Consider the following 21,887-nt stretch of genomic DNA (forward strand, 5'->3'; position numbering starts at 1 on the left):
TATAAAACTCAACATATACTTATATGATTTTATAATTTATATTTAACTGTTAATTTCCTCCATCCATAAAAACATATCATTAATAATGTAATCCAAAGAAATCAGAGGAAAATAACTTCACCTCTGATTCCGTTCTGTCAATCCTATATATTAATACACCTTCACAATCTCATCCAATTCTTTACGTCTAGGCCTCTTTGGCTCCTCTGCTGCCACACCCACAGCAATCACTGCCACTACCGTTTCCTCTTCCGGAATATCCAGCACCTTCCGAAGCTTCTCTCCATCCCTCAGCCCCATGATCAAAGTTCCATACCCCAGTTCTGCTGCCTTCAAAACAAAATTTTCATTCTGCAATCCCAGGTCATAGCATCCCCAGCCATTGCCCAATTCATTATCCGCAGTTTTGTCATTCTGGAAACCAGCTTTATCTTTTACAAAAGTAGTTACAACCAGTACTGCATTTTCAGCCTTACGGGCATTTCCCTCAGGCAGACATTCCCTGCGTACTCTCTCTGTCATCTCCTCAGACAATACACAATAATATCTCCCTGTCTCAGTATTCTTCCAGGAAGGAGCCTCCTGTGCAGCGCCAATCATCTCCATCAGTTCTTCTTTTGTGACCTTTTTGTCTGTTGCATATTTTCGAACACTTCTTCTTACTTCTATCAATTTCTGAAATTCCATCATCCAGTTCCTCCTGTTGTATTTTGGATTAAGCTGTTTTTAATATATAATAATGGGATATCCACCGTCAATATTTTCATAAATAATTGCAGCCTCTTCTTCCGGCAGATTGATACATCCATGACTTCCGTTTCCTATCTTATAACGATTTCCTCCAAAAGCCGACTGCCAGGGCGCATCATGCAGCCCCTGCCCGTAGACAAAGGGCATCCAGTATTTTACCTTGGTATCATATCCGTATGCATCGCTGGTAAGCGTAAAAGGACTTGCTTTATAGGCAATGGGCCAGGCTCCCGTATAGGTATGTCTTTCCTCTGTAGGTGCTCCGCTGACAATATCCGTTTCCGTCACCAGCCCTCCATCTTTGTACAGCCAAAGGTGCTGTGCATCCAGGCTTACTTCTATATAACTGCCCGCCAGATCATCCGTTCCGTTTCTCTGCATCCCCTTGCTGCTGTATACCGGTTCACGGACCACATCCTTGCCGCTTTTCAGATCAGAAAGCAGCTGGCTTAGCTCTCCGCTCTGATCAATCCTGTAACCATATTCATTATCCTCCACAGTCACATCCGTACCCATAGAGGTATGAAAGGTTCTGGGAACATAAATGGTATTGTATTTATTGGCAAGCTGTGAAATAAAGGTACCTGCCTGCTCCTGATCAATTATGATCTTTGTTCCCTGAATACTGATCCAGGAATTTACAGTTTTGGAATCCAGAGTCTCTGTCGTATTTCCAAAGGTATAGGTTATGGTAGCCTTGCGGTATTTTTTCAATTGTCCGTTTAGGCTTTTCAATTCCTTTTTCAATTCTTTTGAAGCCTTTACAGAAGGCTGCTTATATGCCTGCTGGTTCAGATCTATCTTGACTTCACCGGTGAGCAGCTTATCCTGAAACTCTGCTTCCAGCGTCTTGTCCACGTAATTTCGAAGACGTTCTTCATCAATCTGTGTCCCTGCCACCTGCTTTACTATAACAAATTTCTTGTTCTTCTTGCTGTATCTGATCTCAGCATTTTGGGCTTCCGTTCTTTCTTTCTCTCCAAAATGATCTTCTGTCAAAGCAGCTTGTTCTGCTGTCTCATCTTTGTTTACCTGATATTCTATTTTGTAATTTTTCCAGGAGGCCAGAAACGTCCTTGTCTGGTCACGCTGCTGTTTCAAAGCTGTAAGTGCAGACTGAAGTGTTCCCTCATCCAGAGAATATCCCAGTTCCCCTACAGTTGTCTGATATACCTGACTGCCATCCTCCCGGAAAACAACCTTTTTATCCTGAAATGCTTTCCGGATGGTCTGTCCGGCCTTCTCCACATTCTGACCTGATACATCCAGACCATATATGGTAATTTTTCTCCCCAGTGTGTCCGTATCCACTTTATGTATATAAGCCAACAATCCTCCTCCCAGAAATAAAAATACTGAAATACATATCCCCAGGATAACTTTTATCTTTTTCTTTCTGTTTTTTTCTTTATTATCCATTTCCCGCCCCTGTTCTTTTGTACTCTTTTTAAGCCTAATAAGTTTCAGGCAGGCTATAAAAAATGTTTTACAGTCTGCCTGAAAAATTATACCAGAAAAATATATGATTTTGTAATTTTTATTTATACCAAAATATTTGCATTACCTGGAATCCTCCCGGATTGCTTTTACCAGTTGATCCCCTCCCTGTTCATACCATTTGCTTACGAATTCATCAAAATAGGATATGGGGCGCTTCCCCATGATAATCTGGATAAAAGTATTCTTCTCCAGAGTACCAAGAGTCTGAGGAATTTCCAGATTTGAAGTTTGCAGATAGATTTTCTCAGGAGTCCTGTAATCCGATTTCACCAGAAGACCTACTGCAGAAATGCGGGACTTGTAAGCTGCCCAGTCCTCCACTGTCACATTCTGCCCCTCCATATAATTTCTGCAGGCCTGATAGTAGGATTTCTCAATAGCACTGAGTTTCTCTTCTTCCATATCTCCTGCAATTACCTTCTGAATATGCTCTGTCACACGATAAGTGGCTTCATTGTAATCCACATTGATCACCAACGGCCTTGCTGTAGGATCCACATTCAGGGCAAAATAGCTGTTCATTTCATCTGCATCCTTTGCTTCATACCTGGTATAATCAAAAAGTACACTCAAAATCTTCATTACAATTTCAGGATGCTCATAACCTTTTCGCACCACTACATATTTGTTGTCTCTGAATGTAGAATAGGTTTCTGCCGTTTTCTGTATTTCTGCCGGAAAATAATATGGCTCCCAGTCAGAGTCCGGATCTTCTTCATACTCATCCATAAGAGGATTATTAGGCGTCCACCACAATCCGAAAAACGCCCCGCACTTTCCGCTGACTACCAGATCCCTTAGATTATTCTGGGCCCGCAGTGCAAAATTCTCATCCAGAATTCCCCTTTCATAAAGCTGGTTCAAATATTCCAGTGCATTCTTCGTCTCTTCTGTAAGAGAACCATATACCACTTCTCCATTCTCACCCTTTTGCCATCTCTGGGGATTGGCTCCGAATTTCTGAAAAATAGGGTCAACAGAATAACTACTACTCGTAGTTCCCACCAGTGAAGTATCACATACCAGTCCGATAGAATCTTCTCCAGGTGCTGCACCCATTCTGTTTTTCTGAAAAGCTTCAATAACATCAAAAGCTTCTTCCAGAGTCTGCGGTTCTTCTAATCCCAGCTTATCCATCCAGTCCTTACGAAGCCAGAGCAGGCAGGGACCATGATCAATAACAGTCTCAGGCATTGCCATCAGCTTCCCGTCATATTTCACAGAATCCAGAAGCTCGGTTCCATAACTGGAATACATAGCTTTGATTCTGTCTGTAGTACAGGATTCATACACCTCTGTCAAATCTTCTATCAGATCGTTTTCCACCATTTCATCCAGCATTTTCTTGTCCGAGATCACCATGACATCAGGGAGCATCCGATCTTTCACAATCACATTGACAAATTCATCATATCTGTCTTCACTTTCCATGTATGTGTTCTCATTCTGGATATTCAGCATCTTTTTCAGATAACGGGTATATTCATTATTTTCATAAGTCTGTCCCTGGGGCAGATTAGAATTATTGGCACCATTCATCTGGGCAAGAGTATAGGTCACAGTTTCAGGATACTTTCCATAGGGAGTTGTCCGGGCTTCTTCCCAGTCCCCGGATTCAGTTTTTTTCTTTTCCTCAACCCCATCCGCTTTTTCTGCTTTCTGCTGTGTCTCCTTTGTTGCTTTATTACATCCGCTTTGAAGCAAAGTTATTCCCAGAATCAGAATTACAAAAAGCTTTTTTCCTGCCTTTGTCACACTCTGTATCATCATGATGTTTCTCCCTTTGGAATCCGCATTTCTACTACTGTTCCCTTACCTACACTGCTGGTGATACGAATTTTATATTCCTCTCCGTAAAGCAGACAGATTCGATCGTTCACATTTTTCAGCCCATACCCTTCTGCCTGGTAAGTAACCAACGATTCTGCCACTGACTGTTCCATTCCCATTCCATTATCTTCTACCCGGAGAAGTACTGCATCCCCGGCATCCAGAAAGGACAGCTGCAGGATTTTATCTCCTTCTTCTTTTACATCCAGTCCATGCTCTAATGCATTTTCTACCACTGGCTGCAGGATCAGTTTAGGGACTTTTTCTGCTTTTACCTGCGGATCAATCTTCCACTCTACTGTAAAATCATTGTCATGCATCACCAACTGAATAGACAGATAAGCTTCAATATTACGGATACAATTCTCCACAGTTACCATATCCTCTCCCTTGCTCAGAGCTGTACGATAAAAAGTAGATAAATCCAGAGTCACCTTACTGATTTCTTTCTGACCGCTCTTAATAGCCATCCAGTTAATAATGGAAAGAGAATTATACAGAAAATGGGGATTGATCTGTGCAGTAAGCGCTTTCAGCTCAAATTCCTTAAGAGCTATTTTGTTTTCGTAAACTTCACTGATCAGACGGTCAATCTCCCCCATCATCCTGCGGAAGCTTCTGATCAGAACCCCCACCTCATCCTCTGCATCGCTGGTAACCGTAACCTCTCTGCTTCCATGATTTACCTGATCCATATTTTCCGTAAGCATTTCGATCTTGCGGGTAAATAATCTGGAGAAAGCCATACCCAGAATAAAAATGATCAGTACACAACCTGCGATCAGCGGAATCTCAGCAAACAACATCTGATAAACTGATTTTTCTACAGATTTTTTAGTTTTATACAGATAAAACTTCCAGCCCGTATTCTGACTGGTACTATTTACTGCTACATATTCTTTGCTGATCTGCTCTAAAATTTTATCCGATTCCCCTAAATCTGCCAGGTCATTATCCTGAATGTTCTCATCGCGGTACACAATATTCTGGCTCTGATCCAGCACCATAGTTCCAGATTCTTCTGAGATAATATTTTTCAACGGTTTGAATATTTTATTGTAATCCAGAGTAATACACAGAACCGCCGTGCGGTTTCTTCCGTCGTAAATATTTCTCACTGCCGCAATCTCCGGTTTTTCCGTATTTACCAGCCACTGTACCTGCACTTCATCATTCAGCTGGCTGCTCCACCATTCCTGTCCTATCTCATCCATAGGTACAAGAGTATATTCATGTCTCACTTTAATACTGTCTGCAAAAATCTGTATCTGATTGATAGCATCATGATAGGATTTAGGCACTGTGAGAAGAGGATCCACAATCTGGGTATATTTGGCATATGCCACATAATTATCCATGTTTTTCTCATTGATCATTTCTTCAATATCCGGAGAATAGGTAAGATAATTGATCAGTCCTGTATATACTTCGATCTGGCTGTCAATACTTTCTCTGGTCTGTTCCAGGATGGATGAGGTATCCTCCACTTCATTATGGCGCACCAGCCTGCTCATACTGTTATGGCTGTACAGAGCAAGCATCGTCATAGGCACCAGACTGGATGTCACCAGCAGGATTGTAAGCTTATGACGGTATTTCATATCTCTAAATTTCTTTCGGATTCTCTTCATCGTCACCTGTTCCTTTCCTGTAGGACTCAGGGCTGCTTCCGTAATATTCCCGGAAGCTTCGACAAAAATAGGATACATTGGAGAATCCTACTTTTTCACTTACCTGTGCCACCTTCATATTTGTGCTGCACAGAAGCTCCTTTGCCTTCTCCATACGGAATACCCGGATAAAACGGTTCAGGTTCATTCCTGTTTCCTTTTTGAAAATAAAACTCAGATATCCTGAGGACAAATATACCTTTTCTGCCAGCATCTCCAGGCTCAGATCCTCTCCGTAGTGCTGATAGATGTAATTTTTCACTGCAGCCACCTCATTTCTGGATTCACTCATAGAACGTTCCAGAAAATTTTCATACTCCCGGATATTCTCCTCAGTAACCTGAAGAATCTGTGAAATATCACTGCAGTTGTACAGTCTGTCAATCTCCTTATCCAGGCGGCGTTCCTCTGAAAACTGTGTTTCCTCAAACAATGCCTGGATCACATTGGAAAATACAAATTTAATATACATAGCCGAAAACTGGGTACTGCTTTTGTATTTGTCCGTAAGGCACTGAAAATGGACTTTCAGCTGCTGAATGTCCTTTCTGCTGATGTCCTCAGAAATTCTCTGCATCAGCTGGGAATCCTGGACAGCCTTGTCCACATGACTGTACTCTTCCTCCTCATTGGAGAATACATGATTCTCCGGATGATAAAATCGCTCCTCCATCTGCTGTTCCAGCTCTGTCATGATCTCAGGCAATGCTTCACAGCCCTCAAACTTCCTGCTTACTGCCAGATGAAAGCTTCCCGGATACTGGCGCTTCATCACAGTATACAGCTGATTGGCTACCAACAGATAATCGCAATATACATCGTTAAACAAAAACAGAGACTGTCTGGCATTCAGATTCAGATAGAAAAATATTCTCCGCAGTTCCTTGCGCATATCCTCTGCCAGATTCTCATCTGCAGTATCAAAAAAATTCTGGGAGGATTCCACCAGAATGGCACAGTGCCACTGATTCCAGGTATCCAGGTTGATCATTTCTCCGGCTTTTTCCAGAATTTCTTTTTTTCCTGTGTAAATATAATTCTGGAGAAAATACTGCTGGAGAAAATCCTGTTCCTTCTGATCTCTGATCTTGCGGTTTTTATTTTTGTCAATTTCACTGCGTACCTTTTCCAGTGTTTCACTGAAAATATCAGGATCCACCGGTTTTAAAACATACTCCTTCACTCCATAACGGATTGCCTCCTGGGCAAAGGAAAAATCGTTATAGCCACTAAAGATTACGATCTGCAGCTCCTCTTTTTTCTCTTTTGCCTTCTTTGCCAGTTCCAGGCCATCCATATGAGGCATTTTAATATCTGTCAGTAGTATATCTATCTCCTCATTTCTCAGGATTTCCAATGCCTGGCGCCCGTTGGAAGCCTCAGAAATCTCAAATTCTCCCTCTTCCCTGGAAAGCAGAAATTTAATTCCCTCTCTCTCTATTTTTTCATCATCAACCACTAATACACGATACATAGCTTCTAACCTCCTACCCCCTTATATATACAAATAAAGATAGTTCCTGCAATTATGGAACTATCTTTATTTTCAGTCACTTATTATCCATATCAGCCTGCGTCTGATACTATTTTATCATCCTTTTACTGCACCTGCAACAACACCTTCAATAATATATTTCTGGCATACCAGGTAAACAATAACGATCGGGATAATATCGATCATAATACTTGCCATCATCGGTCCCATCTGTACATGACCGAAGCTTCCGCGGAAGTACTGTACTGCCATAGGAATTGTACGATATTTCTTAATATCCAGTACCAGGGTCGGCAGAAGATAGTCATTCCATACCCACATCAGCTGAAGGATTGCAGTGGAGATAATGGTAGGCTTCAGAATCGGGATCAGGATCTTGAAAAATACCTGTAACGGATTACATCCATCGATCAGGGCAGCCTCTTCAATTTCCAGCGGGATTCCCTTTACAAAACCGGTGAACATAAATACTGCCAGTCCTGCACCAAATCCCAGATAAATAATACAGATATTATAAGGAGTGTTCAGTTTCAGTGTATCTGCTGTCTTTGCCAGAGTGAACATAACCATCTGGAAAGGAACTACCATACTAAATATGAACAGATAGTATAAAATCTTGGAAAGCACTCCATTTACACGGACAATATACCATGCACACATAGAGCAGCACAGCAGGATCAGTACTACTGACATAACTGAGATTACAAGGCTGTACCAGAAAGATTTCAGGAAATCCATCTGTGTTACGCTGGCTACATAGTTTGTAAATCCATTCCATATTTCACCCAGAGGAAGTTCAAATACTCCTGTAGTTGTAATGGCTGATTCCTTTTTTAAAGAGTTTAAAAGGATCAGTATAATAGGATAAATCCAGAGAAGGGACAGTATGGTTAATATAATTGTAGGAATAATACTTTTCTTTTTATTGTTTTCCATTACTGCTGCACCTCCTTAGATGATGTTGCTTTAAGCTGAATAAGAGCAATGGCTACAACCAGAATAAAGAATACAACTGCTTTTGCCTGACCGATTCCCTTCCACTGTGGTCCGCTTCGTGCATAGAATGTATCATAGATATTCAAGGCAAGGAGCTGAGACTGCTTGGCAGGATCTCCGCCTGTAAGAGAAAGGTTCTGGTCGAACATTTTAAATCCATTTGTCAGTGTAAGGAAAGTACAGATTGTAACAGACGGCATGATCATCGGTAATTTAATCTTGAACAGAATCTGTCTGGATGTAGCTCCGTCAATCTGTGCCGCTTCGATAAGGTCAGGTGAAACATTATTCAGACCTGCCACATAAATGATCATCATATATCCGATCTGCTGCCAGCACAGAAGGATCAGCATACCGATAAATCCGTTCTTTGCAGACAAAGCCAGCAGCGGCTGTCCCCATTTGGATAACAGACCATTTAATAAGGTCTGCCAGATGTATCCAAGAACAATACCGCCGATCAGGTTTGGCATAAAGAATACTGTTCTGAATGCATTGGTTCCCTTGAATCCTTTTGTCAGCGCCAGTGCAATGGCAAATGCCAGAACATTGATCAGAATACTGGATATAAAGGCAAATGCCACAGTCAGCCAGAACGCATGGCTGAAAGTATTGTCAAGCAATATTTTCTGATAGTTTGAAAATCCTACGAAAGTAACATCCTGCACTGTGGTAAATTTACAAAATGAAAGGTAAATTCCCCAAATAAACGGCCACAAAAATCCGATTATAAATGCAGCCAGTGTAGGCACAACGAAAATCGGCCACCACTTTTTGATTGTTTTTCCTACCATGGTAAATCTCTCCTCTTCTTCCCACTCTCTGCTTAGAATCTATAAAAGGGAGACAGGAATCTCTGCCTCCCTTATTTTTTTATTCATTATTCGGAAAGTGCCTTCTCTGTTGCCCAGTTGTCAACAAACGCACTCTTAACATCATCCCAGGAGCCAGATCCTGCTGCATATGCTGTAAGAGCAGATCCAAGAGTATTTTTCCACTCTTCAGATGGCATTGTTGTAAAGTTCCATGATACAGGTGTCAGACCAGCTTCTGTGTACTCTGCATCCTGTTTTACAAATACATTGCTTGGTGCCTCTGCTGTTTTGAAAGGAATTGTGAATCCCATATCTTCAGCCATGGATTTTGTTCCTGCCTCAGAGGTTACACACCAGTTCATGAAATCAAGTGTTGCTTTTACATCAGCTTCAGATGCATTCTTATTTACACACCAGTAATTCTCTGTACCGGTTGCAAGACCTTCGTTTGCATCATCTACACCAAAGTAGATCGGGATCATAGCCAGCTCGTCATCTTTGAATGTTTTAGAAAGTTCACTATATTCCCAGGAACCATTCTGATAGAATACTGCTTCACCATTTACAAATTCATTTCTGGAGTCATCTGCTGTTTTTGCAGAAAGCTCAGAACCGTCACAAGTAGAATCTGTAATGTAAAGGTCAAATACATTCTTGTAGTTATCAAGGTATGTACCTTTGATCGCATCTGTATCATCGATTCCGTCTTCTTTGTACTCATAGTAGATTGGAAGGTTTGCAAGATGTGTTTTAAATCTCCAGTCAGAGGATCCGTCCATACCTGCAGAAGTAAATGCTCCCTTAATTCCCAGATCATCTTTTTTGCTCTGGATATCATCAGCAACTTTCTTTAAATCATCAAAAGATTTAATATCGTCCAGAGTATATCCTGCTTTTTCAAGTAAGGTCTTATTTACGATCAGGCCATAGGATTCGATTACATATGCGATTCCGTCCACTGCATCTCCATCCTTTAAGCTGTAGGAATCAGATGTCAGCTGTGAGTAAATATCGGAATCTTTCAGATCATAGCAGTAATCTTTCCAGTTTTTCAGTCCAACCGGTCCGTTTACCTGGAATAAAGTAGGTGCATCACTCTTTGCCATTTCTGACTGAAGTGTTGTCTCATACTGTCCGGAAGCTGCTGTAACAACAGTTACCTCTGTACCAGTTTCCTCTGTGTATTCTTTTGCCAAGTTCTGCCAGTCTTCATCCTGCTCCGGTTTGAAGTTTAAGTAATAAACCTTTCCGGCATCATCAGCCATTGCCGGTACTGCCGGAATCATAGTTGCTGCCATAAGTACTGCCATTCCCATTGCTGTTACTTTCTTCATCTTCATAATCCTTTTCTCTCCTTTTCCTATGATGTTTTCTGTTTCTTAACTTAAGTATATTGTAAATTTTTCATCAGGATTTCGCCATGATAAAAAATCAAGAAACATGATAAATTTTTCAGATATTGATTTTTTTATATATACATTTTTTTATATCATAAAAAAGAAGAAAAAAAAACAGACCCCGTCAGGTCAATCCTGTCAGAGTCTGTTCTCTCTTTATGCCTTTATGTCTTTACGTCTTTATGTCTCAGGCTTTGTTAACTGATCCGAATAATTCCATTTTTTCCTTAACAGTAGCTTTGATTGCTTCGAAGCCAGGTGCAAGAAGTTTACGCGGATCGTATCCTTTACCCTGCTGATCTTTTCCTTCTTCGATGTATTTACGTGTAGCTGCTGCGAAAGAAAGCTGGCATTCTGTGTTTACATTGATCTTGGATACGCCAAGGTCGATAGCTTTCTTGATCATATCTGCCGGGATACCTGTGCCACCGTGAAGTACCAGAGGCATCTCTCCTGTCAGTTTCTGGATTGCATCCAGAGTTTCAAAGCTTAAGCCTTTCCAGTTAGCCGGATATTTTCCATGGATGTTACCGATACCTGCTGCAAGGAAATCAATGCCAAGGTCTGCGATCATCTTGCATTCCTGAGGATCTGCGCATTCGCCCATTCCTACAACACCGTCTTCTTCACCACCGATGGAGCCAACTTCTGCTTCCAGAGACATTCCGTGTTCAGCAACGATCTTAACCAGTTCTTTAGTTTTTGCAACGTTTTCTTCGATCGGGTAATGAGATCCGTCGAACATGATGGATGAGAATCCTGCTTCAACGCATTTTAAACATCCTTCATAGCTGCCGTGGTCAAGATGAAGAGCTACAGGAACAGTGATGTTCAGTTCTTCCATCATTCCATTAACCATACCAACAACTGTTTTATAACCGGTCATATATTTACCAGCACCTTCGGATACACCAAGGATTACAGGAGAGTTCAGTTCCTGAGCTGTTAAAAGGATAGCCTTTGTCCACTCAAGGTTGTTGATGTTGAACTGTCCAACTGCATAATGACCAGCTTTTGCTTTTTTCAGCATTTCTGTTGCGCTTACTAACATGATAAATTCCTCCTAATCTGTAGTAACTGTGTTCAGTCTCAGTTACTCTACTCAATCTCCGATATGGAATTACATCTATATCCAGACATGGTTATATTACCAGATTTCTGCTTTTTCGTCTACTCTTTTGCTAAAAAAATGACAAACAAAATTACATCTGATGTATACAAAAGAGCCTGTAATACACAATATACAATATTTTTTTATAATTTACCAAAAAGTGCTTGCATTATTTAAACATTTCATATATAATAAGTTTCGGTTCAAGGATGGATTCCCGAGTGGCCAAAGGGGGCAGACTGTAAATCTGTTAGCAACGCTTTCGAAGGTTCGAATCCTTCTCCATCCATCAAAAGGTTCAGACAAATGTCTGAACCTTTTTTTCATAAACTTTCTTCTATAAAACAGCAGCCTCTTCTTCCAGAAAAGACTGCTGCCCAAGTAAGACTCATATTCACAATTTGCTCCGGTACTTACTATAGTTAATTTTTGTGATGCAAAACCACCCCACCAAATGCCGGCATTGTAATTTTCAGGATTCCTGCAGAGGCTGTGTATTCTTCACGTTCTTCTGTGAATCCTTCTGCTGAGGTCATAACAATCCTCTCCAGTCTCGTATCTTCCAGACGGCTGATCCCAGCCTGACATAACCGAATCTCTACTTCCCGGCTTTCTTCCCGGTTATTTACGATCACAATCATCTGCTCATCATGAGAGAATCTCGCATAACAGAGTCCCTGATAATCATTCCACAGAAATCCCAGTGATCCTGTCTTTAGCACTTCATAGCTCTTATGGATACGGATCATCACCCTATGGAAATCAATCATCTGGTAATCCTCACGCCCCCACGGGTAAGTGCGTCTGTTATCCGGATCTGTAAATCCGCAGAGTCCTGCCTCATCTCCGTAATATACAGTCGGTGCGCCCGGCCAGGTCATCTGGATGGTAACCGCCTCACGCATAACTGCCGGATTTACTCCCTCAGATGCTGCCTCCGGACCTGCATAGGAAATTCGTCCTACCCTGTGATTGGTTCTGGTCAGGAATCTGGAATGGTCATGATTTGACAATTCATTCATGGCTGTCTGAAGTGCAGACATATGAAGCGCTCTCATGTGCGTTTTCATAGCTCCGATAAAAGCCTCACTGTTTCCTAACAAGTCTTCACGATACTCGTCGCTGTGCTTCTCCATACCTGTCAGGAACCAGGTCAGCGGCTCCATAAATGCGTCATAGTTCATGACTGTATCCCATTCATCACCTTTCAGCCAGCCTTCCGGATTACCGTAATGCTCTGCCAGGATAATAGCATTGGGATTGGCAGTTTTCACTGCCTTCCGGAAATCTTTCCAGAACTGATGATTAAATTCATTGCTGTGTCCCAGATCCGCCGCCACATCCAGTCTCCAACCGTCTACATTATAAGGAGCAGATACCCATTTCTGTCCAACACGAAGAATATAATCATAAAGTTCTCTGGAACCCTCATAATTTAATTTAGGCAGTGTATCATGTGCCCACCAGCCATCATAGGAGGTATTATATGGCCACCCATTAGGATCATTAAAAGAGAAGAAGTTCCGATAAGGACTGTCTGCGGAAACATAAGCTCCTTTGGGATATCCTTCCTGATTCTCATAAATACGTTCTCTGTCCATCCACTTATTAAAAGAACCGCAGTGATTGAACACACCATCCAGAATGATCTTCATTCCTCTTCTGTGAATCTCTGCTGTCAGTTTCGCAAAAAGCTCATTACTTGCTTCCAGATTCTTCTTATCTGACACACGCTTGATATATTTCCATGCATGGGAATTATCATCGTCGTCTCCAAGAAGGATTCCCTCATTACAATCTTCTACAATCCTGCCGTAATGTGGATCCACATAATCATAATCCTGACAGTCATACTTATGATTACTTGGAGAAACAAAAATCGGATTTAAATAAATAACCTCGACTCCCAGATCCTGCAGATAATCCAGTTTGTTCATAATTCCCTGCAGGTCACCGCCGTAAAATTCACGCACACCCATCACTGCCGGAATCTTATTCCACTGTTCTACCTGTACACTCTTATCTCCAATATAATGATATTCTCCGGTCACAACATCATTGGTAGGATCTCCGTTAAGAAAACGGTCTACATAAATCTGGTACATTACCGCACCTTTGGCCCACCTTGGAGTATCAAAGCCCGGATAAATCTCAAAATCCATCCTGCCCTCATGTTTCATACAGACTCCCTGATTATTGTAATAACAGGTTACCCATCCATACTGTATCTCAAAATAATAACGAAAGATATCCGCTCCAATCGTCACCTGGGCAGAATAATAATCAAATCCGTTCTCTGTCCCGCAAATCTCCATCTGCACACGCTGCTCCTGGCTTACCAGATATACAGAATCTACATTATTTCTCTGGGTACGGAATTTGATCGTTACTGTATCTCCTGCCTTTGGTTCTGCAGGTGTTCTGTAATATTCTGTTCCGTCACTGAAAAGCGCCTCTTTATTAAACACAGGACGCATATTCAGGATGTACTGCATTCTTTTTTTTATGTCTGCTTTTTCATGTTCCATTTCCGTCCAGTCCTCTCTGTCATTTATCATTTTATTATTTTATCCTAAAATAAACCATCTGACAACCATCTGTTTTTCCCAAAAATACTTATATATTCAGTGATTCTGCACAACCATTCATTCTGTCACAGTATTTTGGACTGCCGGATTCCGGCGAAGCAGATATTTCATTGCTGAAAATAACGTAAACAGTAATGATATTTTAAGACAGTAAAAAAGCCAGCGGGATAAGCTGGCTTTTTTGGAGAAGGTATTTCTTCTTATGGGGTGTAGCAAAAACTATATAATGTATTGGGGGGTTTTTACGGTTTATATAATACCATGAGGCAAGAGAAAAGTGTGCACAAACTTCACAAAATTTGGCACACTTTTTTGTTTATCTTATATATCGTTGTTTTCTGTTTCCAAATTTTGTGTTGTGAAAAGTGCTTCAAATTCGTCTCTGTGCACTTTTTCCTTCTCGAGAAGAAGGCTTGCACACTTGTGCAGAACGTCCTCATGTTCCAGAATAATCTTCTTTGCCTGGTCATGACACTCACTGATAATACGGCGGATTTCTTCATCAATGGCCTTGGCAACATCCTCGCTGTAACTTCTGGTATGAGCCAGGTCTCTGCCGATAAATACCTCGTCATCGTCATCACCATAACAGATAAGACCAAGTTTATCAGACATTCCGTATTTCATAACCATACTTCTGGCTGTCGCAGTTGCACGTTTGATGTCATTGGATGCACCAGTCGTAATATCCCCGAAGATAATTTCCTCTGCTATACGCCCGCCTAACAGTGTCATAATATCCTGAAGCATTTTTCCTTTGGTATTAAACATCTCATCATTATCCGGAAGAGGCATGGTGTAACCTGCTGCCCCCATTCCTGTCGGGATAATGGAAATCGTGTAGACAGGATCCATATCCGGAAGTACATGAAACAGGATCGCATGTCCGGATTCATGATACGCGGTGATCTTTTTCTCTTTCTCAGAGATCACCTTACTCTTCTTCTCTGCACCGATGCCTACTTTGATAAAAGCACCTTTGATATCAGACTGAAGGATAAATCCTCTTCCCTTTCTCGCTGCTTCAATGGCAGCTTCATTCAGAAGATTCTCCAGATCTGCACCTGTAAATCCTGCTGTTGTTCTGGCAATCTGAGCCAGATCTACATCCTCTCCAAGAGGTTTGTCCTTGGCATGAACGCGGAGGATTTCTTCTCTTCCCTTCACATCCGGACGTCCCACTGCAACCTTACGGTCAAAACGTCCCGGACGCAAAATTGCAGGATCCAGGATATCCACGCGGTTAGTCGCTGCCATCACAATGATTCCCTCATTCACACCAAAGCCATCCATCTCTACCAGAAGCTGGTTCAGTGTCTGCTCTCTCTCATCATGTCCGCCGCCCATACCGGTTCCACGCTGTCTTGCAACTGCATCAATCTCATCAATGAAAATAATACATGGTGCATGGCGTTTGCCTTCTTCAAAAAGATCACGCACACGTGATGCACCTACACCGACAAACATTTCCACAAAATCAGAACCGGAAATGGAGAAAAACGGAACTCCCGCTTCTCCTGCCACTGCCTTTGCCAGAAGTGTCTTACCTGTTCCGGGAGGACCCACAAGCAGCACGCCCTTGGGAATCCTTGCACCTACTTTTGTATATTTCTGCGGAGATTTCAGGAAATCCACTACTTCTACCAGATCTTCCTTCTCCTCCTGCAGACCTGCAACTTTGTCAAAGGTAACTTTCTTATTATCATCCGGAGATGACATTCTTGCGCGGCTCTTGCCGAAATTCATCATCTTGGCATTTCCGCCACCACCGCCGCCAGCCATCTGACGGTTCATCATCATGATCAGAAAGATCACAAGGGCACCTGTGAGAATAACTGGAAGTAAGGTTGTCAGAAATACATTGTCTCCAGGTACATCCTGGGTTGTAACATCAATATCATATTTGTTCAGCAGTTCGATTGCCTGATTTACATCTGTCACATAGACTTTCTTCTGACCGGAGTCAGTGGTATCTACGATCACAGAGCCCGTAGGCACTTCTCTGTTCTGCTGAATTGTTGCATCAACCACCTTGTTGTCTTCAAGAGCCTGCTCCAACTGCTTCTGCGTGTAATTGCTCTGGGAAACCACCTGGTTATTCAGATAAAAATAACCGGCTACCAGCGCAATGACCAGCACCAGATACAGACCAATTCTGCTTGGCTGTTTATTCACTTACTTAAATCTCCTTTCAGTCTTCCCCCAGTTCCACTACTCCGATGAATGGAAGATTCCTGTATTTCTGTGCATAGTCCAGACCATAGCCTACTACAAATTCATCCGGGATGTTAAAGCAGCAGTAATCAACTTTTACATCTCTGACTCTTCGCTCCGGTTTGTCCAGCAATGTACACAGACGGATACTGTTTGGATTTCTCTGCTTCAGGATCTCGATAAGATAGCTTAAGGTTCTTCCTGAGTCAATGATATCCTCTACGATCAGAACATCTTTACCCTCCAGTGGCTGGTCAAGGTCTTTGACGATCTTTACAACACCGCTGGATTTGGTGTCATCACCATAGCTGGATACAGACATAAAGTCAAGAGAAACCGGCACTGTGATTCTCTTTGCAAGTTCACAGGTAAAGAATACACCACCTTTTAATACACAGATTAAATGGATTTCCTTGCCTGCATAATCCTTACTGACCTTTGCTGCAATCTGCTTAATACGGGAATCTACTTCCTCTTCGCTGAGTAAAACTTTGATTTTCTCACTCATTTTCGTTTCCTCCTTGGTAATTTAATACTAACACCTTCCTGGTTTGGGGGTTAATTTTATACCTCTCATTCATCCTGCTTCCCACCATCCAGAGGATTTCATTTCCGCATGCGATCAGCGGAATGCTGTCTCTGTATTCCGACGGGATTTTCTCATCGATCATACAGCGGTTCAGCTTCTTGGTATTCCCCTGCGCGTTAATGACCATATAATCTCCTGTACGTCTGGTGCGGATATGCGGATTCTTTTTTATTTTATCATAATCCAGCCATTTCGTATACTTTTTTTCTTCAATCTTCTGACCTTCATACGAAAATATTTCTGCCGTAAAAATTCCCAGCGGACTAGTGACGGTTCCCGGAATCCTGATTTGCCATTCCAGGCCTGCACTCTCTTTTTCGCAGACTGTTTTTCCGGTCCGGATATCTGAACTTTCATGTGCCTGATTGGTCACCCCGGCTGACTTCTCCTCTCCGTACCGGAAAAGCCTTACTCCCTCATAATCTCTTCTGGCTTCCATACGATAGGGAAGGCTGATCCGCCTTCCAGTCTGCATTTCATAGAGTTCCAGAACCTTGTCATAATGGACGGCTGTCAGATCCTTCCGCCTGCCTGCCAGTTGTTCCATTGCCTGCTGTAATGCATAAATCCGGATGATCTGAGGCTCCATGAAAAATTTTTCTGTAAAATAATAGCCATTATTTTTCTGAAATTCTCTCAGCACCTGACAACTCTGCTGTGTGAGATATTCCTCTGCCTGGGAAATCCTTGCCGCTGTCTCTGCCATATGTGCCGCTGCCTTTCCATTGACCTGTTGTTCCAACATAGGAAGAATATGATGCCGGATCCGGTTTCTGGTATATTCATCCGACAGATTAGTGCTGTCCTGAATATGCGGAATCTTCTTTTCTTTCAGATATCCTGTGATTTTTTCCCTGCTCAGACACAGGATTGGGCGGATAATCTCTCCATCCGCAGGACGCATGGTACACAGCCCACGTAATCCCGTTCCTCTGCAAAGATTATGAAGCATAGTTTCTGCAAGATCCTCCTGATTATGCGCTAATGCAATTTTTATCTTCATTCCACAGACGGCAGCTTCCCTCTGAAAAGCTTCTTTTCTTACAATCCTTCCCGTCTCCTCCTCGCCCAGTTTCCACTCCCGGCTCAGTCCCGGAACATCATAACAATAAACAGTACATGGAATCTGCCACTTCCGGCATATGTTTTCCACAAAGCTTCGGTCTCTGTCCGCTTCCTTTCCACGTATTCCATGATGTACATGAACCACTCTCAGTGTAAAATCCAGTTTTTCCTGAAGTTCCTTTAAAATGTGAAGCATTGCCATAGAATCACTTCCACCGGATACTCCCGCCAGAACCATATCTTTTTTCCCGATCATCCTGTTTTGCTTTATGTAAGCAAGAACTTTTCTTTCCATCTTTTATCCTGATTTCCTTTTCTTTCTTACTGTCTGGCGGCATTATTTTTTCCACACACCTGCCACCAGCACTGTCATATCATCCCGCGCATGGTAATCACTGTATCCCAGCACCCGTTCCAGAATTCCCCTGCCGAAATCTTTCGGTGATTCCTCATGAACATCCATAATAATCTCTTTCATGGTTTCTTCCTCTTTCTGATTCGGCAATGCATCCAGGACACCGTCTGTCATCATGATCAGATAATCCCCATGGTACAGCTTTCTGGATGCTGTCTCAAAATCGATCTGCTGCACAAGCCCTGCTGCCAGACTCTCAGAAGTAATAGATTCCACCCAGTGATCTCTTTTAATAAAAGTAGATGCTGCCCCTGCTTTCAGAAAATTGCAGATCCCTGTATACAGATCCACTGCGCAGATATCCACTGTGGAAAACATTCCATCTTCTCCTTTGAGTACCAGAGCCGAATTTACCATCTTTGCCGCAGTTTCCTGTGAAAATCCTGATTCCATAAACTGCTCCAGAAGTTCCACAACTGTCTCACTCTCTCTGCATGCTTCCATGCCTGAACCCATACCATCCGAAAGGCACATGACAAATCTGCCACCGTCCTCCTGCCTGCATATATAATTATCTCCGGAAACCTTCTCTTCCTCTCTGGTCAGCCTGGCAGTTCCGTAAAGGATCTGGTAGCTTACATCCTCAATAAAGTGTACTGTATGGTATTCTCCGTTTACAATGCATCTGCTTCCATTTACCGGTACCATGGAAGTTCCACAAGACTTAGAAAGAAGCTGTGCGATCTCTGTCATGGAAATACACTGACCACTTCTTGCACGCATGGTGAGAAAAATCTGTTTATGCCCCTTCACCTTGTCCATCACCCAGGCCTGACGCAGAATTACATGACTTTTTCTCAGCCCCTTACGAAGTTCCTCTTCAAACTGCTGTGTTCCTCTCTCCAGATCGTACAGATCACTGGCTACATTTTCCATTATACGGGAAACCTCCATCAACTGCTGTGCTACTGCCAGCCGATTCTCGATCATACGGTTATCCCACATCAGGTTCTGTCGCTCTTTCTGAAAATTCTCTGTAACTGTCTCATAATACTGTACAGAACGGGGACATATGCCTGTCCAGTCAGCACGGATTCCTCTGATATTTTCTTCATCCCCGCTCTCCATGGAACGCACCAGTGCCTCTACTCCTTTTGCCAATTCCTGGCTGTGCTCTCCCCAGCAGATTTCTCTCTGATAGCATCTGCTGCATACCTTTGCATTTGTGTCCCCGATGATCCTCTCAATCTGCCTGCTGCTCAGATAATCTCTCCGATATGGCATCCCGTAGAAAGTATCTGCCAGTTTCTGAAAAGATGCCGCATACTTCTCCACTCTCTCTTTCTGAGGATGGCCCTCCTGCAGAGACAGAAACTCTTCTGTATCCGGCAGATTTTCTGCTAAAATAGTTTTTGCCATGTCCCGTATGATCAGCATAATACTGATAACGAGCATGGCAATCATCCATTCCTGCATATTCTCCCCTCCCCTTATTCCTTCTCTTCACATTGCAGACTGCTGCATTTTATCAGAGAATCTCAATAACCGTCCAGCAGTCCACTGTTTCATAAGGTACTAAACAGTTACAGATATTATATGGAAAGGTTTCTGAAATATCTGTCAAACACAGACGAATCCTCCACAAAAGTTTTCGACATTTATTACTGCTGTTTCTTAAAAACAGTCTCATTGTCCTTCACAAGTCCCAGTTTCTCTCTGGCAACCTCTTCTGCATATTCGTCTGTCTCCATATATTTCTTTAATTTATCAATTTCTTCTGTACGGGTCTGCTCATCTTCAATCTGCTGCTGAAGAGTGGCGGCCTTAGCATCATATCCTGTGAGGCGTTCCTTGAGGTCATTACTTTCTAGCATAAGTCCTCCCAGAAGGACTAAAACAACCAGTGCAATCGCAATCATTCCAAGAGAGTTATACCCTACTTTCTTTTTTTTCTTCCTTTTCTTAGAATTGCCCAATTTGCCAGCCTTCCTTTTTTAGCACATTTATACGCTTTATACCACAGAAGTTTACATCTTTTGACCGGAAATAGCAACCATTTTATCAAAAATTTAATAATTATTACAGGAATCTCCATAAGTTTCGTACAGCATTTTACAAAAATACCGCTAATGCTCCTGTGGCAGATATACGCTCCGGACAAAAATCCCAAAATCATAAAAAAACGCAGGATTCCTTCATTGCTCCTGTAAATCTCCTCAAAAACAAAAAAGGCACAGCAAAGCCAGTACAGAATATCTTCCACTCCAACAGCTTTATCCGAATGTGCAAAAATACTCCGTAATGCAGCCAGCAGATCATAACACAAAAGGAGAACCGCTCCCACAGCTATCGTCCAAAGCAGCAGAAGTAATTCATGATGAATAAATGTACTCATTTCTTACCTGAACATCCTTTTAAATAAAGACTCATCCCTGTTATCTGTGTTCTTCGACAGATAGGTAAGACTGTCCACTCTTCCTTCCAGATCTACTTCTCCCTTTTTCAGATCAAGCTGCTTCACATGAAGCTGTTCTCCCTTTATCACAAGTTTCCCTGCCTGTGTAAAAAGCAGGATTTCTTTTTCATCAAAGGATTTAATATCCTTTACCCCGGTAATTCTCCCGTTCTGACGGTTTTCCAGCATCAGGCTGTGAGTTGAAAGTATCTTCTTCTCTTCCACAGACGCCTCCCGATCACAGCCTCCGGAAACTATGACCTGCAAATCTGTTACTTATCAGTAGTTTATGTGCCGGAAAATAGAAATAGACAATAAAATGTTAAAAATTTATATGCACCCACTGTATAAATGCCAAAAAAGCAGCAAATTATCATCAGGAATCAAAGATATTTGTACATACTCTCTACATCTTCTTTTTTGACAGTTTCTTTTACATCCAGTACTTCTACTTTGACATTCTTACTTCCAAACTGGATTTCAATGGTATCTCCCGTCTTTACCTGTACAGATGCCTTGGCAGGCTTATCGTTGACAAGAACTCTTCCTGCATCACAGGCTTCGTTTGCCACTGTACGTCGCTTGATCAGACGTGACACCTTTAAGTATTTATCTAATCTCATATTCTGCTCCTGTAAATGTTCTCTAAATGAATACTCACGAATTGCCTCACCGGAGTATCAAAAAAGGGGAACTTTCGTTCCCCCGGTTATCGCCTTTATTATTTACCGTTAACCATATCTTTTAATGCTTTTCCAGCTTTGAATTTCGGTGATTTAGAAGCTTCGATTTTCATAGTTTCACCAGTCTGAGGATTTCTTCCCTCGCGAGCAGCTCTTTCACTTACTTCGAATGTACCAAATCCTACTAACTGGATTTTTCCGCCATTTTTCAGTTCTTTAGAAACGACATCAACGAAAGATTTCAGAACGTCTTCTACGTCCTTCTTGGATAAGTTTGTCTCTTTCGCCATAGCTGCTACTAATTCTGTTTTATTCATGGTGTTTCCTCCTCTAATGATCTCTTTCTTGTTTGGTGGCATCTGCCCAAAGCGACA

The 21,887-nt window shown here is 42.1% G+C and carries 19 protein-coding genes and 1 tRNA gene; 1 reads left to right on the top strand and 19 read right to left on the bottom strand.

Annotated elements, in window-relative coordinates:
* Nucleotides 1-150: 150 nt before the first annotated feature.
* The 9 genes from G4417_RS10880 to fba all read right to left on the bottom strand — a co-directional run bounded on the left by G4417_RS10880 (nt 151) and on the right by fba (nt 11,504).
* Nucleotides 151-687, bottom strand: a complete 537-nt coding sequence (locus G4417_RS10880; RefSeq protein WP_173683490.1) for a nitroreductase family protein — start codon at nt 685-687, stop codon at nt 151-153.
* A 39-nt stretch (nt 688-726) separates the two neighbouring features.
* Nucleotides 727-2,079 carry a L,D-transpeptidase family protein gene (locus G4417_RS10885; protein ID WP_243872126.1) on the bottom strand — a complete coding sequence of 451 codons (1,353 nt, stop codon included), beginning with the start codon at nt 2,077-2,079 and terminating at the stop codon, nt 727-729.
* A 231-nt stretch (nt 2,080-2,310) separates the two neighbouring features.
* Entirely contained in the window at nt 2,311-4,020 is a 1,710-nt protein-coding gene (locus G4417_RS10890; protein WP_055200842.1) for an extracellular solute-binding protein, read from the bottom strand.
* Entirely contained in the window at nt 4,017-5,789 is a 1,773-nt protein-coding gene (locus tag G4417_RS10895; protein WP_242859410.1) for a cache domain-containing sensor histidine kinase, read from the bottom strand. The genes G4417_RS10890 and G4417_RS10895 overlap by 4 nt, the downstream gene beginning before the upstream one ends.
* Nucleotides 5,686-7,224 carry a response regulator transcription factor gene (locus G4417_RS10900; protein ID WP_022379942.1) on the bottom strand — a complete coding sequence of 513 codons (1,539 nt, stop codon included), beginning with the start codon at nt 7,222-7,224 and terminating at the stop codon, nt 5,686-5,688. Before G4417_RS10900 ends, G4417_RS10895 begins: the two co-directional genes overlap by 104 nt.
* A 117-nt stretch (nt 7,225-7,341) precedes the next feature.
* Nucleotides 7,342-8,181, bottom strand: coding sequence for a carbohydrate ABC transporter permease (locus G4417_RS10905; RefSeq protein WP_118511254.1), 840 nt, complete (start codon nt 8,179-8,181; stop codon nt 7,342-7,344).
* Nucleotides 8,181-9,035 (bottom strand): carbohydrate ABC transporter permease, encoded by an 855-nt coding sequence (locus tag G4417_RS10910; protein ID WP_019160913.1) that lies wholly within the window; start codon nt 9,033-9,035, stop codon nt 8,181-8,183. Before G4417_RS10910 ends, G4417_RS10905 begins: the two co-directional genes overlap by 1 nt.
* 86 nt (nt 9,036-9,121) lie before the next feature.
* The gene (locus tag G4417_RS10915; RefSeq protein ID WP_019160912.1) at nt 9,122-10,396 is read right to left on the bottom strand and encodes an ABC transporter substrate-binding protein; all 1,275 of its coding nucleotides are present in this window, start codon (nt 10,394-10,396) and stop codon (nt 9,122-9,124) included.
* A gap of 244 nt (nt 10,397-10,640) precedes the next feature.
* On the bottom strand, nt 10,641-11,504 hold the full coding sequence (gene fba / locus G4417_RS10920; RefSeq protein WP_055054072.1) for a class II fructose-1,6-bisphosphate aldolase: 864 nt from the start codon (nt 11,502-11,504) through the stop codon (nt 10,641-10,643).
* 267 nt (nt 11,505-11,771) lie between these two features.
* Here fba and G4417_RS10925 point away from each other — a divergent pair.
* Nucleotides 11,772-11,853, top strand: a tRNA-Tyr gene (locus tag G4417_RS10925).
* A 133-nt stretch (nt 11,854-11,986) separates the two neighbouring features.
* Here G4417_RS10925 and G4417_RS10930 read toward each other — a convergent pair.
* The 10 genes from G4417_RS10930 to G4417_RS10975 all read right to left on the bottom strand — a co-directional run bounded on the left by G4417_RS10930 (nt 11,987) and on the right by G4417_RS10975 (nt 21,830).
* A complete protein-coding gene (locus tag G4417_RS10930; RefSeq protein ID WP_243872127.1) occupies nt 11,987-14,122 on the bottom strand; it encodes a glycoside hydrolase family 13 protein in 2,136 nt (711 codons plus the stop codon).
* Between the two features lie 351 nt (nt 14,123-14,473).
* On the bottom strand, nt 14,474-16,327 hold the full coding sequence (gene ftsH, locus G4417_RS10935) for an ATP-dependent zinc metalloprotease FtsH (RefSeq protein WP_173683456.1): 1,854 nt from the start codon (nt 16,325-16,327) through the stop codon (nt 14,474-14,476).
* Nucleotides 16,328-16,343: 16 nt separating this feature from the next.
* Entirely contained in the window at nt 16,344-16,874 is a 531-nt protein-coding gene (gene hpt / locus G4417_RS10940; protein ID WP_173683457.1) for a hypoxanthine phosphoribosyltransferase, read from the bottom strand.
* Nucleotides 16,867-18,315, bottom strand: a complete 1,449-nt coding sequence (gene tilS / locus G4417_RS10945; RefSeq protein WP_173683458.1) for a tRNA lysidine(34) synthetase TilS — start codon at nt 18,313-18,315, stop codon at nt 16,867-16,869. The genes hpt and tilS overlap by 8 nt, the downstream gene beginning before the upstream one ends.
* A gap of 42 nt (nt 18,316-18,357) precedes the next feature.
* Entirely contained in the window at nt 18,358-19,851 is a 1,494-nt protein-coding gene (locus G4417_RS10950; protein ID WP_173683459.1) for a SpoIIE family protein phosphatase, read from the bottom strand.
* A 185-nt stretch (nt 19,852-20,036) separates the two neighbouring features.
* Nucleotides 20,037-20,351: an FtsB family cell division protein gene (locus tag G4417_RS10955; RefSeq protein ID WP_022380528.1), complete on the bottom strand. Its 315-nt coding sequence runs from the start codon at nt 20,349-20,351 to the stop codon at nt 20,037-20,039.
* The gene (gene yabQ, locus G4417_RS17555) at nt 20,312-20,770 is read right to left on the bottom strand and encodes a spore cortex biosynthesis protein YabQ (RefSeq protein ID WP_173683460.1); all 459 of its coding nucleotides are present in this window, start codon (nt 20,768-20,770) and stop codon (nt 20,312-20,314) included. Before yabQ ends, G4417_RS10955 begins: the two co-directional genes overlap by 40 nt.
* Nucleotides 20,771-20,773: 3 nt before the next feature.
* Nucleotides 20,774-21,055, bottom strand: coding sequence for a sporulation protein YabP (yabP, locus tag G4417_RS10965; protein WP_173683461.1), 282 nt, complete (start codon nt 21,053-21,055; stop codon nt 20,774-20,776).
* A 158-nt stretch (nt 21,056-21,213) separates the two neighbouring features.
* On the bottom strand, nt 21,214-21,453 hold the full coding sequence (locus G4417_RS10970) for an RNA-binding S4 domain-containing protein (RefSeq protein ID WP_008707948.1): 240 nt from the start codon (nt 21,451-21,453) through the stop codon (nt 21,214-21,216).
* Nucleotides 21,454-21,551: 98 nt separating this feature from the next.
* Nucleotides 21,552-21,830, bottom strand: a complete 279-nt coding sequence (locus G4417_RS10975) for an HU family DNA-binding protein (protein ID WP_008707945.1) — start codon at nt 21,828-21,830, stop codon at nt 21,552-21,554.
* Nucleotides 21,831-21,887: the final 57 nt, after the last annotated feature.

This window comes from Blautia wexlerae (assembly GCF_013300825.1).
GTDB classification, from domain to species: Bacteria; Bacillota; Clostridia; order Lachnospirales; family Lachnospiraceae; genus Blautia_A; species Blautia_A wexlerae_B.

Excerpts from the sequence above, each read along its gene's own strand:
- G4417_RS10880 (WP_173683490.1), bottom strand. The coding sequence starts at position 687 with ATGGAATTTCAGAAATTGATAGAAGTAAGAAGAAGTGTTCGAAAATAT.
- G4417_RS10890 (WP_055200842.1), bottom strand. The coding sequence starts at position 4,020 with ATGATGATACAGAGTGTGACAAAGGCAGGAAAAAAGCTTTTTGTAATT.
- G4417_RS10895 (WP_242859410.1), bottom strand. The coding sequence starts at position 5,789 with ATGTATCCTATTTTTGTCGAAGCTTCCGGGAATATTACGGAAGCAGCC.
- G4417_RS10900 (WP_022379942.1), bottom strand. The coding sequence starts at position 7,224 with ATGTATCGTGTATTAGTGGTTGATGATGAAAAAATAGAGAGAGAGGGA.
- G4417_RS10905 (WP_118511254.1), bottom strand. The coding sequence starts at position 8,181 with ATGGAAAACAATAAAAAGAAAAGTATTATTCCTACAATTATATTAACC.
- G4417_RS10910 (WP_019160913.1), bottom strand. The coding sequence starts at position 9,035 with ATGGTAGGAAAAACAATCAAAAAGTGGTGGCCGATTTTCGTTGTGCCT.
- G4417_RS10915 (WP_019160912.1), bottom strand. The coding sequence starts at position 10,396 with ATGAAGATGAAGAAAGTAACAGCAATGGGAATGGCAGTACTTATGGCA.
- fba (WP_055054072.1), bottom strand. The coding sequence starts at position 11,504 with ATGTTAGTAAGCGCAACAGAAATGCTGAAAAAAGCAAAAGCTGGTCAT.
- G4417_RS10930 (WP_243872127.1), bottom strand. The coding sequence starts at position 14,122 with ATGATAAATGACAGAGAGGACTGGACGGAAATGGAACATGAAAAAGCA.
- hpt (WP_173683457.1), bottom strand. The coding sequence starts at position 16,874 with ATGAGTGAGAAAATCAAAGTTTTACTCAGCGAAGAGGAAGTAGATTCC.
- tilS (WP_173683458.1), bottom strand. The coding sequence starts at position 18,315 with ATGGAAAGAAAAGTTCTTGCTTACATAAAGCAAAACAGGATGATCGGG.
- G4417_RS10950 (WP_173683459.1), bottom strand. The coding sequence starts at position 19,851 with ATGCAGGAATGGATGATTGCCATGCTCGTTATCAGTATTATGCTGATC.
- yabQ (WP_173683460.1), bottom strand. The coding sequence starts at position 20,770 with ATGAGTACATTTATTCATCATGAATTACTTCTGCTGCTTTGGACGATA.
- G4417_RS10970 (WP_008707948.1), bottom strand. The coding sequence starts at position 21,453 with ATGAGATTAGATAAATACTTAAAGGTGTCACGTCTGATCAAGCGACGT.
- G4417_RS10975 (WP_008707945.1), bottom strand. The coding sequence starts at position 21,830 with ATGAATAAAACAGAATTAGTAGCAGCTATGGCGAAAGAGACAAACTTA.